Consider the following 14,729-nt stretch of genomic DNA (forward strand, 5'->3'; position numbering starts at 1 on the left):
CGACCTGCGCCGTCCCACGCACAGTAGGCTGGCGGGATGACCGATGCCGCTCCCTCGCCGTGGAACATCGCGAACGCCGTGACGGCGGCGCGCATCGCCCTCGTCCCCGTGTTCGCGGTGCTGCTCCTGGTCGACGACGGCGACTCGATGCTCTGGCGCCTGGTGGCCACCGGCGTGTTCCTGCTGGCGGCGCTCAGCGACCGCGTCGACGGGCACCTCGCGCGCTCGCGCGGGCTCGTCACCGACCTCGGCAAGATCCTCGACCCCATCGCGGACAAGGCCCTCACCGGCACGGCGCTGGTCCTGCTGTGGTGGCCGCTCGGCGAGCTGCCGTGGTGGGTGCCCGCCGTGATCCTCGTGCGCGAGCTCGGCATCACGGTGATGCGGATGGCGATGCTGCGCTACGCGGTCATGCCGGCCTCGCGCGGCGGCAAGATCAAGACCGTCCTGCAGATCGCCGCGATCAGCATCTTCCTGCTCCCGCTCGACCAGCTCCCGTCCGCCGTGACCGTGATCGCCTGGGTGGTCATGGCCGCCGCGATCGTCGTCACCCTCGTCACCGGCGTGGACTACGTCGTCCAGGCGGTGCGCCTGCGCCGTCGCGCGACGGACGCATGACCCCCCACGACGTCCTGGCCGCGGCGCGGTCCCGCGGCTGGACCCTCGGCGTCGCGGAGTCCCTCACCGGCGGGCTGGTCACCGCCCGCCTCGTCGACGTCCCCGGCGCGTCCACCGTGCTGCGCGGCGGCGTCGTGGCCTACGCCACCGACCTCAAGGCGTCGCTCCTCGACGTCGACCCCGGGCTGCTGGACCGCCGCGGCCCCGTCGACCCGGACGTCGCCGTCGCGATGGCCGACGGCGTGCGCCGCCGCACGGGCGCCGACGTCGGGCTCGCCACCACCGGCGTCGCCGGCCCCGGACCGCAGGACGGCGTGCCCGCTGGGACGGTGTTCGTGGCGGTCGTCACGCCCGACGGCCCTCGGGTGACGGGGCTGACCTGCGACGGCGACCGGGACTCCGTGCGCCGCGCCGCGGTCGAGGCCGTGCTGGGGCTGGCCGGGCGGGCGCTGGCCGGCCCGGGGGAGTGAAGGTCCGGTGCGCGTCGGGCGCGGTTCCTGCGCACGACGGACCGCCGGGAACACGGCGGGCACCTCGCGCGTTGCGCAGGTGTGATCGCGAACAGGCCACGAACCCGTATCGATGCGCGTCCCGCTCGACGTACCGCGCTCGGGTCGCGGTACGGTAGTGCCACCCCCGGCCCGGGGGAGCTCGACGAAGGAAGGGGGCGCGACATGATCGTCCTGCGACGGGAGATCGGTGACGTGCTGCGTGACGCACGCCAGCGACAGGGCCGCACCCTGCGCGAGGTGTCGTCAGCCGCCCGGGTCTCGCTCGGCTACCTCTCCGAGGTGGAGCGCGGGCAGAAGGAGGCGTCCTCCGAGCTCCTCGCGTCCATCTGCGAGGCGCTCGACGTGCCGCTGTCCCTCGTCCTGCGCGAGGTGAGCGACCGCATCGCGGTCGCCGAGGGCCTGCAGATCCCCGACACCATCCCGGCCGACGTGCTCGCGGGCATGTACGCCCGCGGCGGCGCGCCGCGCGGGGACCTCACGCCGGTCGGCTGAGCCGGGAGGCGCCGTCCCCCGACCCGGTCGGGGCCTGGCAGGTCGGGCACCAGAACACCGGCCGCTCGTAGGGCGGCTCGTTCGCCTGCCCCACCTGGACGGGCGTGCGGCAGCGCACGCACGGCGCGCCGAGCCGCCCGTGGACGGCGCGCGGTACATGCTGCAGCCCGCGCTCGGCGCCGATCCGCACGCTCCCCGCCAGCAGCCGGCGTGCCGTGCGCAGCAGGAGCTCCCGCCCGGCGTCGTCGAGCGAGTCCGCGGGCGCCCACGGGTGCAGCCGCAGCGTGAACAGGGTCTCCGCCATCCAGATCGTGCCGAGACCCGCGACCACCTGCTGGTCGAGCAGCACGTCGCACAGCGGACGCCCGCCCTGCGCGGCGAGGAGCTCCACCCCGCGCGCCAGCCCCTCGCCCTCGAAGTCGTCCCCCAGCACGTCCGGCCCGAGCCGCGCCAGCAGGCGCGGCTCGTCGCGCGTGCGCAGCACGTCCAGCATCCCGAGCCGCCACCCCACGCACGTCCAGCGCTCCGTCCCGAGGACCGCCCGGACCATGTGGTGGCCGGGGACCGGCGCCGACGCCGGGGTGACGCGCCACTCGCCCTCCATCCGCAGGTGGGTGTGCAGGGTGCGCCCGTCGTCGAAGCGCGTCAGCAGGTGCTTGCCGTAGGCGACGCACGACACGACGCGGCGCCCGGTCAGCACCGTCGTCGCCGCCCCCGGCCAGCGCAGGTCGGCGCGCGTCAGGGGCCCGTCGGCCAGCGCTCGCTCCAGGCGGGCGGCCGTCAGCCGCAGCACGTCACCCTCCGGCACGACACCTCCCTCGTCCGTCCCCCAGGCTAGCGACCCACCCGCAGGCCTTGCGGCGTGACCGTGAACCCCGCCGCCAGCAGGGCCGACACCGCGGGTCCCCGCGCGGGGACCGCGTCGAGCGCGGCCACCCCGTCGACCACGCGCACGGTCAGCCGGCCCAGCCGGTCCGCACGCGCGTCGCCCGCCAGGGTCGCGGCGGCCGCCGCCAGGAGCTCGGGCTCGTCGGTGAACGTCAGCACCGTGCGCCCGCCCCGCTCCACGTAGAGGCCGAGCGCGCCGTCCACGAGCACGACCACCGCTCCCGCCTTGCGGCCCGGGCGGTGCGCCGCCGCGCGGTCCGGCCCGGCGGCCGGCCAGGGCAGCGCCGCACCGTACGGGTTCGCGGGGTCGGTCGCCGCGAGCAGCAGCGTGCGGTGCGGGGCGTCCGGGTCGGCCCGGAGCCGGTCCCGTTCCGCGGCGTCCGCCCGCAGGCGGTCGACGGCCCCCGGCAGCGCGAACTGGGCGCCGCCGAGCCGCTCCACGAAGTACCCGCGGCGGACCGCTCCGCGCTCCTCCAGGCCGCTGAGCACGCGGTAGACGTCGCGGAACCGGCCCGTCACCCCCTCGGCGGGCGCCATCGCGCGGGTGAGCACGCCGTGGCGGTCCAGCAGCACCTGCGTCACGGCGTGCGCCAGGACGGTGGCGTCCTCCTCCCGGGCGGGCAGGGCCGACCACCGTCCGCCCCCGCCGCGCGGCACCACCGGCCGCGACCCGGCGAACCGAGAACGCCGCAGCGGACGCGCCCGGGCGCCCGGGCGCCCGGACCGGTGGGCCCGCGCACGGGACCCGAGCCGCTCCCGCAGCGCGCCGATCCCGTCGTTCGTCACGTGCCCGGACCAGACCAGGTCCCACAGCACCTCGAGGACCTCGTCAGGACCGTGCCCCGTCACCTCCGCCAGCGGCCCGAGGAAGTAGCCGCCCGACCCCGTCAGGTGGTCCAGCACCGCACGGTGCAGCGGCGTGTCCAGCGGGCCGTCCGGCTCCACCTCGTCGGGCGCGGCCAGGGTCAGCGGGGCGTCCTCGGCCAGGTGGAGGCTCACCGTCCCGTCCCCGCCGCCCGCCGTGCTCGGCGGCCGGTGCCCGGCCCACAGCACCTCCCCGGTGGTCGTCAGCTGGTCGAGCAGCGCCGGGGTGTAGCCCTCCACGCGGGCCGGCAGCACCAGGGTCTCCAGGGCCGACGCCGGGACCGCCGCTCCGGCGAGCTGCTCCACGGCGCGCAGCAGGCCGTCCGTGCCGCGCAGCGCGCGCGTGCCCACCTCCTGCCAGCGGGGCAGGAACAGCCCCAGGGCCTCCGGCTCGACCGGCTCCACCTCCGCGCGCAGCGCCGCCAACGACCGACGACGCAGGACCTGCAGCACCCCGACGTCGCAGAACTCGTCGCCCGTCCCCCCGATCACCTCCGGCCGCAGCGCACCGCGCACCACGACCCCCGCCTCGACGAGCACCGCCAGGGCGTGGGCCACGACCGCGTGCCCCAGACCGAACCGGTGCGCCACCTCGGCGGCCGTGAACGGCCCGTGGGTGCGGGCGTGCCGTCGCACCAGGTCGCCCAGCGGGTCCGGCCCGCCGTCGAGCACCTGCTCCGCGAGCCCCGCGGGCAGCTCCACGCCCAGGGCGTCACGCAGGCGGCCCGCGTCGTCGACCACCGCCCACCGCTCGACGCCGCCGCGGCGGAAGCGCAGCACCCGCCGGTCCCGCTCGAGCCCGGTCAGCCAGCCGGGCACGTCCGCCGACCGCTCCGGCACGGTCCGTGCGACGAGGTCGCCCAGCGGGTGCGGGCCGGTGCGGCGCAGGACGTCCCACAGGGCCTCGGCGTCCCGCGCCCGCCGGTCCGGGGCGAGCGCCTGCAGCTCGTCCTGCGTCCGGGTGACCGCCTCGGGATCCAGCAGGTCCGCGAGGTCGGTCGCGCCCTGCTCGCCCAGGAGCTCGGCCAGGAGGTCGGCGTCGAGGGTGAGGGCCGCGGCACGCCGCTCGGCCAGGGGGGCGTCGCCGTCGTAGAGGAACTGCGCGGTGTACCCGAACAGCAGGGAGCGGGCGAAGGGGGAGGGCTGGGGCGTCGTCACCTCGACCAGCCCGACCCGTCCCGCGGCCACGTCCGTCAGGAGGGTGCGCAGCGCCGCGACGTCGAAGTCGTCCTGGAGGCACTCGCGGGCCGCCTCCAGCATGATCGGGAACTCGGGGTGGGCGGACGCCACCTGGAGGAGCTGCGCCGCGCGCTGGCGCTGCTGCCACAGCGGCGCGCGCCGGTCCGGGCGCCGGCGGGGGAGCAGCAGGGCGCGGGCCGCGGCCTCCCGGAACCGGGCCGCGAACAGCACCGACGAGCCGAGCTCCGCACGCACCGCGGCGTCCAGGTCCGCCGGGTCCACCAGCAGGTCGTCCGCGCCCACCTGCGGGTCGGTGACGACCGCCTCCAGGTCCCACGGCGAGTCCCCGGGCAGGCGCAGCACGATCCCGTCGTCCGACGGCATCGCCGCGACGTCCGCCCCGAGGCGCTCGCGCAGCCGGGCCGCGACGACCAGCGCCCACGGGGTGTGCACGCGCGCGCCGTACGGGGAGTGGACCACGACCCGCCAGTCGCCGAGCTCGTCGCGGAACCGCTCCACGACGAGCGTCCGGTCGTCCGGGACCCGGCCGGTCGCCTCGCGCTGCTCGGTGAGGTAGGCGGCGAGGTTGTCGGCCGCCCACGGGTCCAGCCCGGCGTCGGCGAGGTAGGCCCGCCCGCGGGCGGGGTCCGCGGCCAGCGCGGCGTCGGCCTCGCGGCGGAACTCGCCGACGGCCCGGCCCAGGGGCGCGGGCCGCCCCGGTGCGTCGCCCTTCCAGAACGGCAGGCGCCCGGGCAGCCCGGGCGCGGGCGTGACGAGCACCCGGTCGGGGGTGATGTCGTCGATCCGCCACGTCGACGACCCGAGCGTGAACGTGTCGCCCACGCGCGACTCGTAGACCATCTCCTCGTCGAGCTCGCCGACCCGCTTGCCGCCGCGCCCGCCCTCGTCGCCGGCGAGGTAGACGCCGTACATGCCGCGGTCGGGGATGGTGCCGCCGCTGGTGACGGCGAGCCGCTGGGCGCCCGGGCGGGCCGAGAGCCGGCCGGTGGCGCGGTCCCACACGACGCGCGGCCGCAGCTCGGCGAACTCCTCGCTCGGGTAGCGGCCCGCCAGCATGTCGAGCACGCCGTGCCACGTCGCGTCGCCGAGCGCGCGGAACGGTGCGGCGCGCCGGACCAGCGCGAGCAGGTCGTCGGCCGTGCGGTCCTCGAGCGCGAGCGTCGCCACGACCTGCTGGGCGAGCACGTCCAGCGGGTTCGACACGACGTGCAGGGGCTCGATGTCGCCCGCGAGCATCCGCTGCGCCACCACGGCGGCGGGCACGAGGTCCCCCCGGTGCGTCGGCAGCACCACGCCGTGGGACACCGCGCCCACCTGGTGCCCGGCGCGTCCCACCCGCTGCAGCCCGCTGGCCACCGACGGCGGCGCCCCGACCTGCACGACGAGGTCGACGGCCCCCATGTCGATGCCGAGCTCCAGGGACGACGTCGCCACGACGGCGGGCAGCGTGCCCGCCTTGAGCTCGGACTCGGTGCGGGTGCGCTCGGTGCGGCTCATCGAGCCGTGGTGCGCGCGGGCCAGGACGGGGACGTCGTCGGGCAGGGGCGAGGCCGTGCCCGACTGCCCCGGTGCCTCGGCCGCCTGCGTCGTCCCCGGGTCCGCGACGGCGAGGCCCTGCCGCTCGGCCCACGTCTCGTTGATCCGGGCCGTCATGCGCTCGGCCGCGCGTCGCGAGTTCGTGAAGACGAGGGTGGAGCGGCGCTCGGCGACCAGGTCGACCACCCGGTCCGTGACGTGCGGCCACACCGACGCCTGCCGGGCGGGCGACGTCGCCGCGCCGGCGAGGTCGTCGCCGGGGGTGCCGGCGTCGGCGAGGTCGGTGAGGTCGGGCACGGGCACCGCGACGCTGAGGTCCCAGCGCTTGGTGGACGGCGGCGCGACGACGACGACCTCCCGCCCGCCGTCCGCCGGCGTCCGGCCGCCGCCGAGGAACCCGGCGACCGCGTCGACGGGCCGGACCGTCGCCGACAGGCCGATCCGTTGCGCGGGCCGGGACAGCAGCTCGTCGAGGCGTTCCAGGCTCACGGCCAGGTGCGCCCCGCGCTTGGTCCCGGCGAGGGCGTGGATCTCGTCGACGACCACGGTCTCGACGCCCGCCAGGCCCGCCCGGGCCGAGGACGTCAGCACGAGGAAGAGCGACTCGGGCGTGGTGACGAGGACGTCGGGCGGGCGGGCGGCGAACGACCGGCGCTCGGACGCCGGGGTGTCGCCGGTGCGCATCCCGACCGTGACCTCGGGCGCCGGCGTGCCCCGGCGGGCGGCGGCCTGCCGGATGCCGGTGAGGGGTGCGCGCAGGTTGCGCTGCACGTCGGCGGCCAGCGCCTTGAGGGGGGAGACGTACAGCACGCGGCAGCGCAGCGCGGCGTCGGGCGGGGGAGCGGACAGCAGGCGGTCCACGGCCCAGAGGAACGCGGCGAGCGTCTTGCCGGATCCGGTCGGGGCGACGACGAGGGCGTGGTCGCCCGCGCCGATCGCGTCCCACGCGCCCGCCTGCGCGGGCGTGGGCCCGTCGAACGATCCGCCGAACCAGTCGCGCGTGGCCGCGGAGAAGTGCGCGAGCGGGTCGGTCGAGGTGGCCACCGCCCCATCCTGCACCGGTGCACCGACACCGCGCCGGACGTGCGAAGGTGGTGCGGTGCGCTACTCCGACTTCTCCCAGCTCGTCGCCGAGGTCTTCGGCCCGGCCTACGGAGGCGTGCTCGTGCGCGAGCAGGTGCTGCCCGCCCTCGGCGACCGCACCCCGGCGCAGGCGCTCGAGGACGGCGCCGAGCCCCGTGACGTCTGGCACGCGCTGTGCGACGCGCTCGACGTCCCGCCGGAGCGGCGCTGGGGTCACGACCGCCACCGGCAGGCTCCGCCGCCGCGCTGACGGGCGGACGCCGCCGGGCGCGACACGCCGCGACACGCGGCACCGCCGGACGTCGTTCGAACGGGTGTTCGGGTACTGTGGTCCACAGGACGCCGTCGGCGTGACGTCGTCCACACCCGGACCCCACGGTCCACGTCCTTGTCGGTGGCGCCACGTACGGTCGTCCTCGACATGAGCAGCAGACCCCCGGCGCGCGGCCGCGCCAAGAACGCGAAGGTGACCGACATGCCTGGACCGGAAGACCGCGAGAAGGCCCTCGAAGCCGCTCTCGCCCAGATCGACCGCAACTTCGGCAAGGGCTCGATCATGCGACTCGGCGAGGAGGGGCGCGCCCCGGTCGAGGTCATCCCCACCGGAGCCATCGCCCTCGACGTCGCGCTCGGGATCGGCGGCCTGCCGCGCGGGCGCATCATCGAGGTCTACGGGCCGGAGTCCTCCGGCAAGACGACCGTCGCCCTGCACGCGGTGGCCAACGCCCAGAAGAACGGCGGCATCGCGGCGTTCATCGACGCCGAGCACGCCCTGGACCCCGAGTACGCGAAGAAGCTGGGCGTCGACACCGACGCCCTCCTCGTCTCCCAGCCCGACACCGGTGAGCAGGCGCTCGAGATCGCCGACATGCTCATCCGGTCCGGCGCCCTCGACATCATCGTCATCGACTCCGTCGCGGCGCTCGTGCCCAAGGCCGAGATCGAGGGCGAGATGGGCGACAGCCACGTCGGTCTCCAGGCCCGCCTCATGTCCCAGGCGCTGCGCAAGATCGCCGGCGCGCTGAGCGCGTCGGGCACCACCGCGATCTTCATCAACCAGCTCCGCGAGAAGATCGGCGTGTTCTTCGGCTCGCCCGAGACCACCACCGGCGGCAAGGCGCTGAAGTTCTACGCGTCGGTGCGCCTCGACATCCGCCGCATCGAGACCCTCAAGGAGGGCACCGACGCAGTCGGCAACCGGACCCGCGTCAAGGTCGTCAAGAACAAGATGGCGCCGCCGTTCAAGCAGGCCGAGTTCGACATCATCTACGGCGTCGGCATCTCCCGCGAGGGCGGCCTCATCGACATGGGCGTGGAGCACGGGTTCGTGCGCAAGTCCGGCTCCTGGTTCACCTACGACGGCGACCAGCTCGGCCAGGGCAAGGAGAACGCCCGGTCGTTCCTGCGGGACAACCCCGACCTGGCGAACGAGCTCGAGAAGCGGATCAAGGAGAAGCTCGGCGTCGGCGCCAAGGTCGACACCCCGGCCGACGGCGCGGAGCCCGGCACGGAGGCTGCGGCGGTCGCCTCCGCGGACGAGGCCCCGGCGGCCCCGGCCAAGGCGCCGGCACGCGCGGCGGCGAAGAGCAAGAAGTCGCCGTTCTGACGGCCCCGCGATGAACGAGGACGACCAGGGCGGTCGCGGCGTGGGGAAGCGTCGCGGCCGCCCGTCCGTCGCGGAACGACTCGAGTCGGGCGACCTCTCTCTCGACGGCGCCACGGAGCTGGCCCGGGAGTCGGTCCTGCGCACGCTGACGGCCGCGCCGAGGAGCCGGGCCGAGCTCGCCCGGGCGCTGGCCCGCAAGGGGTTCCCCGAGCACGTCGTGGAGCCGGTGCTCGACCGGTTCGAGGAGGTGGCGCTGGTCGACGACGCCGCCTACGCCGACATGATCGTGCGCACCCGCCACGCCGAGCGGGGGCAGGCACGCCGGGCGATCTCGATGGAGCTGCGCCGGCGCGGGATCGACACCGAGACCGCGGGCGAGGCCCTGTCCCAGATCGACGGCGACGACGAGGCGGAGGCGGCCGCCGTCCTGGCGCGCAAGCACGTGGCCCGCACCCGTGGCCTGGACCGGGACAAGCGGGTACGGCGCGCCGTGGGCGCCCTGTCGCGCAAGGGGCACAGCCCGGGCGTGGCGTTCGCCGCGGTCACCGAGGCGCTGCGCGCGGAGGGTGAGGACGAGGGCTCGGGCGACGGGTTCCCCTCGACGACGACTGAGGCGGCAGCAGACCGGTGATCCGGAGCGACCCGCGATCCCGTCGGACCGTCGCGTGTCGCGGGAACGGCGGAGGCCGGCACCCCCCAGGAGTGCCGGCCTCCGCCGTTCGTCGACGACCGCCCTGTCGGGACGGCGTGCGTACCGGTCAGTCCCAGCGTGCCGGCCGGTCGGGGTCGCCCGGGCCCGCGCCCTCTCCGTGGGTGAGGCCGTGCGGCGCCTCGGCGGCGACCGCGGTCGCGCCCTCCCCGACGCCGGCGTCGAGACCGGCCGCGGTGGTGCCGGTGCGGCCCGCGGTGCGGCGCACCGTCCGGCTCAGGCGCTCGGCGAGCTTGGTCAGGCCCCAGTTGATGAGGATGAACAGCAGCGCGGCCACGGTGAGGGTCTGCAGGATGTTGCCCTCGCCGGAGCCGAGCCGTCGCGCGTGCTGGAGCAGCTCGCTGTAGGAGATGATCGCGCCGAGCGCGGAGTCCTTCAGGACGACGACCAGCTGGGAGACGAGCGCCGGGAGCATGGCCACGAGCGCCTGCGGGACCTCCACGGACCGCAGGGACTGGCCGCGGGTGAGGCCGACGGACAGGGCGGCCTCGCGCTGGCCGCGGGGCAGGCCGTGCACGCCGGAGCGGACCAGCTCCGCCACGACCGAGCCGTTGTACAGGACCAGGGCGATGACGACGCCCCAGTAGGACGGCGACGGCACGCCGGCGTTCGCGAGCAGCAGCCAGAAGAACACCATCATGAGCAGGACGGGCACGGCCCGGAAGAACTCCACGACGGCGCCGCACACGATGCGGACGGTCCGGGACGAGGCGAGCCGGCCGAGGCCGAACAGCAGGCCGAAGATCCCGGCCCCGACGATGGCGGCCCCGGCCGCGCGCACGGTGTAGAGGAAGCCGGGGATGTAGTAGTTGGTCCACGCGTTGGCGTCCACCGCGGCGAGCCACAGGTCCGCGTCGAGCTGACCCTTGTCGGCCAGGCGGGTCAGGACGAACGCGGCACCGGCCGCGACGACGAGCGCCCCGACGACGTTGCCGAGCAGGATGCGACGCCGGGCCCGCGGGCCGGGGGCGTCGAACAGGACGGACGCGCTCATCGGGCCACCGCCAGTCGTCGGGAGAGGGAGGTGGTCAGCACACCGACGGGTGTCACGAGGATGACGTAGCCGATCGCGAAGGTGAAGAAGATCGCGTAGATGTAGTCGGGCCGGAACTCGATCATCGTCTTCATCACCGAGGACGTCTCGGTGGCGACGGAGGCGGCGGCCGCCACGGTCGTGTTCTTGATGAGGGCGATGAGCACGTTGCCCAGCGGGGCGACGGCGCCCCGGAACGCCTGCGGCAGGATGATCATCCGCGCGGCGGGCAGGAACGACAGCCCGATGGACCGCGCGGCCTCCGCCTGGCCGACGGGGACGGTGTTGACCCCGGAGCGGATGGCCTCGCAGACGAACGCCGCGTGGTAGACGGTCAGGGCGACGACGGCGAGCCAGAAGAAGTTGACGTTGAAGTCGCTCGACAGCGTGAGCTGGAGCTGGCCCCAGGCGCCGAGCACCATGAAGACCATGATGATCGTCAGCGGGGTGTTGCGGAACACGGTGACGTAGGCGCTGCCGGCCCACCGCAGGCTGCCGACGGGCGAGATCCGCAGGAGCGCGAGCAGCGTCCCGAGGACGAGGGAGAAGATCGCCGCCCAGAAGGCGAGCTGGATGTTGACCCAGAACGCCCCGAGCACGTCGTACTCGCGGATGATGTCGAGGTACTCCGCCACGTGAGGCAGGCTCCTTCGCAGGTGGTGGTGTCAGGACGCTCGGTGCGCGACGAGCGGGAGGGCCGGGTGCCCGGTCGGACCGCCGGGACGGCGGTCCGACCGGGCACCCGGGCGGCTCACATGTCGCAGGGCTCGAACTCCGGCGGGCTGTTGAGGTCGGCGTTCGGCACGTAGCCGGTGCCCTCGGTGGCCGTGTCGAGGGCCTCCTGCCAGGCGCCCTCGTCGATCATCTTGGTGATGGCCTCGTCGATGGCCTCGCACTGGTCGGAGTCCTTCGGCAGGCCGACGCCGTACTTCTCCTCCGAGAAGGTGTTGCCGACGACCTTGACCTTGCCGGCGTTGGCGGGCTGGGCGCCGAGGCCCGCGAGGATGATGTCGTCGGTGGTGACCGCGTCGACGGTGCCGGCGACGAGCGCGGTGACGCACTCGGCGTAGCCGGGCTGCTCGAGCAGGTTCACGCCCTCGGAGTACTCCTCCTTGATGCGCTCGGCCGAGGTCGACCCGGTGACGGAGCAGAGGTTTTTGCCGTCGAGGGTGTCCGGACCGGTGATGTCGGTGTTGTCGGCCGCGACGAGGAGGTCCTGACCGGCGACGAAGTACGGGCCGGCGAAGGAGACCTGCTCGCGACGCTCGTCGGTGATCGAGTAGGTCGCGAAGATCATGTCGACCTGGCCGGTGGAGAGCAGCGTCTCGCGCTGGGCGGACGGCGACTCCATCCAGGTGATCTGGTCCTCGGAGTAGCCGAGCTCGCCGGCCACGTACTTGGCGACCTCCACGTCGAAGCCGGAGGGGGTGTCGCCCTCCATGAAGCCGAGGCCGGGCTGGTCGAACTTGATGCCGATGGTGATGCCCTCGTCTCCGCCGTCCCCGCTCCCGCCGTCGTCGCTGGAGCAGGCCGCGAGCGTGAGAGCGGCGGTCGCCGCCAGAGCGATCGCCCCCGTGGTGCGCGTGCGTCGCATGATGTTCCCTTCGTCGTTTCTGCGGTGCTGGGTCAGTGGGTGAGGATCTTCGACAGGAAGTCCTTGGCGCGGTCGCTGCGGGGGTTCGTGAAGAACTCCTCCGGCGTGGCCTGCTCGACGACCTGCCCGTCGGCCATGAACACGACGCGGTCGGCGGCCTTGCGCGCGAACCCCATCTCGTGGGTGACGACGATCATCGTCATGCCGTCGCGCGCCAGGCCGACCATGACGTCGAGGACCTCGTTGATCATCTCGGGGTCGAGGGCGGAGGTCGGCTCGTCGAACAGCATCACCTTGGGGTGCATGGCCAGGGAGCGCGCGATGGCGACGCGCTGCTGCTGCCCGCCCGAGAGCTGGGCGGGCAGCTTGGCAGCCTGGTTCTTCACGCCGACGCGGTCCAGCAGCTTCAGCGCCTCGGCCTCGGCCTCCGCCTTGGAGACCTTGCGGACCTTGCGCGGGCCGAGCGTCACGTTGTCGAGCACCGTCTTGTGCGCGAACAGGTTGAACGACTGGAAGACCATGCCGACGTCGGCGCGCAGCCGGGCGAGGTCGCGCCCCTCGGCGGGCATCTCCTGGCCGTCGACGCGGATCGTGCCCGTGTCGATCGTCTCGAGACGGTTGATCGCCCGGCACAGGGTCGACTTGCCCGACCCGGACGGGCCGATGACGACGAGGACCTCGCCCTGCCGGACGGTGAGGTCGATGTCCTGCAGGACGTGCAGCTCGCCGAAGTGCTTGTTGACGCCGTCCAGCACGACGAGCGGGTCCCCGAGGTGCGCGTCGGGCCGGGTCGCTCCGGTGTGATCCATCCCATGAACCTAACCAGTCGTTGTTACACGGACCAGCACCGTTCGTCCCAAGTCGGCAACGAATCGGTAACGACGTGCCAGGTCGCGCCCGGGGCCGGGTCGATCGCGGCCCGGTGCGGGACGTACCCTGGACGACGATGTCCACCACCCTGCCTACCCCCGTGAGCGATGCCATGCCCGTCGAGACCCCGGCCCCCGACCGCACGTACGTCGTGCGCACCCTCGGCTGCCAGATGAACGTGCACGACTCGGAGCACATGGCCGGCATGCTGGAGCAGGCGGGGTACCGCAAGGCGTCGGCCGCGGAGGACGCCTTGGACAGCGCCGACGTGGTCGTCATCAACACGTGCGCGGTCCGGGAGAACGCCGCGACGCGCCTCTACGGCAACCTGGGCCAGCTCGCGAGCGTCAAGGCGTCGCGGCCGGGCATGCAGATCGCCGTCGGCGGGTGCCTGGCGCAGAAGGACCGCGGCGAGATCGTCACCCGGGCGCCCTGGGTGGACGTCGTGTTCGGCACGCACAACCTCGACGCGCTGCCGGTGCTGCTCGAGCGCGCCCGGCACAACGAGGCCGCGCAGGTCGAGATCGCCGAGTCGCTCCAGGTCTTCCCCTCGACGCTGCCGACGCGACGCGAGTCCGTCTACGCGGGCTGGGTGTCCATCTCGGTGGGCTGCAACAACACGTGCACCTTCTGCATCGTGCCGCACCTGCGCGGCAAGGAGCGCGACCGCCGGCCCGGCGAGATCCTCGCCGAGGTCCAGGCGCTCGTCGACGCCGGCGCCGTCGAGGTGACCCTGCTCGGGCAGAACGTCAACAGCTACGGCGTCGAGTTCGGCGACCGCGGCGCGTTCGCCAAGCTGCTGCGCGCCTGCGGCGAGATCGAGGGCCTGGAGCGGGTGCGGTTCACGTCCCCGCACCCCGCGGCGTTCACCGACGACGTCATCGAGGCGATGGCCGCGACGCCCAACGTCATGCCGCAGCTCCACATGCCGCTGCAGTCCGGCTCGGACCGGGTGCTGCGCGCCATGCGCCGCAGCTACCGCTCGGAGAAGTTCCTCGGCATCCTCGACCGCGTGCGCGCCGCGATGCCGGACGCCGCGATCACGACCGACATCATCGTCGGGTTCCCGGGCGAGACCGAGGAGGACTTCGCCGAGACCCTGCGCGTCGTCGAGGCGTCGCGGTTCAGCTCGGCGTTCATGTTCCAGTACTCCCCGCGCCCGGGCACCCCCGCCGCGACGATGGACGGCCACCTGCCCAAGGAGGTCGTCCAGGAACGGTTCGAGCGCCTGCTCGCCCTCCAGGAGCGCATCGGCGCGCAGGAGTCCGCCGCGCAGGTCGGCCGGACCGTCGAGGTGCTCGTCGCCGAGGGGTCGGGCAAGAAGGACGGCGCCACCCACCGGCTGTCCGGCCGCGCGCGCGACAACCGGCTCGTGCACCTCGCCCTGCCCGCCGGGGTCCTGCCCGACGGTCCGCTCCCGGACCAGCCGGCCACCCTCGACGACCCGCGTCTCGCCGACGCCCCGGACCCGCGCCTGCCCCGGCCCGGCGACATGGTGACCGTCGAGGTCACGCGTTCGGCACCGCACCACCTCATCGCGGACTCCGCGACCGGTGGCGGCACCTACGCGGTGCGACGCACCCGGTCGGGCGACGCCTGGGTGGCCCGGGAGAAGGCCCGCCTCGGCGGCGGCGACGAGCACGGCCACGGTGCGCCCGCGCCCGACGGCCCCGTCGTCCTCGGGATGCCCACCCTGCGCCGCTGACCGACGCCGCGCGGTTCGC

13 protein-coding genes are annotated in these 14,729 nt (G+C 74.7%); 7 read left to right on the forward strand and 6 right to left on the reverse strand.

Annotation, left to right across the window (positions count from 1 at the left end; genetic code table 11):
* The first annotated feature begins 36 nt into the window (after nucleotides 1-36).
* From pgsA to ATJ88_RS07320, 3 genes are all read left to right on the forward strand, one after another.
* On the forward strand, nucleotides 37-618 hold the full coding sequence (gene pgsA, locus ATJ88_RS07310; protein WP_098463253.1) for a CDP-diacylglycerol--glycerol-3-phosphate 3-phosphatidyltransferase: 582 nt from the start codon (nucleotides 37-39) through the stop codon (nucleotides 616-618).
* Nucleotides 615-1,088: a CinA family protein gene (locus ATJ88_RS07315; RefSeq protein ID WP_098463254.1), complete on the forward strand. Its 474-nt coding sequence runs from the start codon at nucleotides 615-617 to the stop codon at nucleotides 1,086-1,088. The genes pgsA and ATJ88_RS07315 overlap by 4 nt, the downstream gene beginning before the upstream one ends.
* 204 nt (nucleotides 1,089-1,292) lie before the next feature.
* Nucleotides 1,293-1,622 (forward strand): helix-turn-helix domain-containing protein, encoded by a 330-nt coding sequence (locus tag ATJ88_RS07320; protein WP_098463255.1) that lies wholly within the window; start codon nucleotides 1,293-1,295, stop codon nucleotides 1,620-1,622.
* On the opposite strand, the gene ATJ88_RS07325 is transcribed toward ATJ88_RS07320, so the two are convergent.
* The gene (locus tag ATJ88_RS07325) at nucleotides 1,606-2,430 is read right to left on the reverse strand and encodes a DNA-formamidopyrimidine glycosylase family protein (protein WP_098463256.1); all 825 of its coding nucleotides are present in this window, start codon (nucleotides 2,428-2,430) and stop codon (nucleotides 1,606-1,608) included. The two genes, ATJ88_RS07320 and ATJ88_RS07325, sit on opposite strands and share 17 nt — an antisense overlap.
* Nucleotides 2,431-2,456: 26 nt before the next feature.
* Complete coding sequence (locus ATJ88_RS07330; RefSeq protein ID WP_211287483.1) at nucleotides 2,457-7,154, reverse strand: ATP-dependent helicase; 4,698 nt, start codon at nucleotides 7,152-7,154, stop codon at nucleotides 2,457-2,459.
* 55 nt (nucleotides 7,155-7,209) lie between these two features.
* Between ATJ88_RS07330 and ATJ88_RS07335 the strand changes: the two genes are divergently transcribed.
* From ATJ88_RS07335 to ATJ88_RS07345, 3 genes are all read left to right on the forward strand, one after another.
* Nucleotides 7,210-7,443, forward strand: a complete 234-nt coding sequence (locus ATJ88_RS07335) for a DUF3046 domain-containing protein (RefSeq protein ID WP_098463258.1) — start codon at nucleotides 7,210-7,212, stop codon at nucleotides 7,441-7,443.
* A 225-nt stretch (nucleotides 7,444-7,668) separates the two neighbouring features.
* The gene (gene recA, locus ATJ88_RS07340; RefSeq protein ID WP_098465191.1) at nucleotides 7,669-8,799 is read left to right on the forward strand and encodes a recombinase RecA; all 1,131 of its coding nucleotides are present in this window, start codon (nucleotides 7,669-7,671) and stop codon (nucleotides 8,797-8,799) included.
* Between the two features lie 10 nt (nucleotides 8,800-8,809).
* Nucleotides 8,810-9,430, forward strand: a complete 621-nt coding sequence (locus ATJ88_RS07345) for a regulatory protein RecX (protein ID WP_098463259.1) — start codon at nucleotides 8,810-8,812, stop codon at nucleotides 9,428-9,430.
* A 127-nt stretch (nucleotides 9,431-9,557) separates the two neighbouring features.
* On the opposite strand, the gene ATJ88_RS07350 is transcribed toward ATJ88_RS07345, so the two are convergent.
* The 4 genes from ATJ88_RS07350 to ATJ88_RS07365 form a co-directional block, all read right to left on the reverse strand.
* Nucleotides 9,558-10,502: an amino acid ABC transporter permease gene (locus ATJ88_RS07350; protein ID WP_098463260.1), complete on the reverse strand. Its 945-nt coding sequence runs from the start codon at nucleotides 10,500-10,502 to the stop codon at nucleotides 9,558-9,560.
* On the reverse strand, nucleotides 10,499-11,176 hold the full coding sequence (locus tag ATJ88_RS07355) for an ABC transporter permease subunit (protein ID WP_098463261.1): 678 nt from the start codon (nucleotides 11,174-11,176) through the stop codon (nucleotides 10,499-10,501). Before ATJ88_RS07355 ends, ATJ88_RS07350 begins: the two co-directional genes overlap by 4 nt.
* 116 nt (nucleotides 11,177-11,292) lie before the next feature.
* On the reverse strand, nucleotides 11,293-12,135 hold the full coding sequence (locus ATJ88_RS07360; RefSeq protein WP_098463262.1) for a glutamate ABC transporter substrate-binding protein: 843 nt from the start codon (nucleotides 12,133-12,135) through the stop codon (nucleotides 11,293-11,295).
* Nucleotides 12,136-12,167: 32 nt separating this feature from the next.
* Nucleotides 12,168-12,944, reverse strand: a complete 777-nt coding sequence (locus ATJ88_RS07365) for an amino acid ABC transporter ATP-binding protein (RefSeq protein WP_098463263.1) — start codon at nucleotides 12,942-12,944, stop codon at nucleotides 12,168-12,170.
* Between the two features lie 137 nt (nucleotides 12,945-13,081).
* On the opposite strand from ATJ88_RS07365, the gene miaB reads away from it, so the two are divergent.
* Nucleotides 13,082-14,710 (forward strand): tRNA (N6-isopentenyl adenosine(37)-C2)-methylthiotransferase MiaB, encoded by a 1,629-nt coding sequence (gene miaB / locus ATJ88_RS07370; protein WP_098463264.1) that lies wholly within the window; start codon nucleotides 13,082-13,084, stop codon nucleotides 14,708-14,710.
* The last annotated feature ends 19 nt before the right edge of the window (nucleotides 14,711-14,729 follow it).

This window comes from Isoptericola jiangsuensis (assembly GCF_002563715.1).
In the GTDB taxonomy this organism is placed as follows: domain Bacteria; phylum Actinomycetota; class Actinomycetes; order Actinomycetales; family Cellulomonadaceae; genus Isoptericola; species Isoptericola jiangsuensis.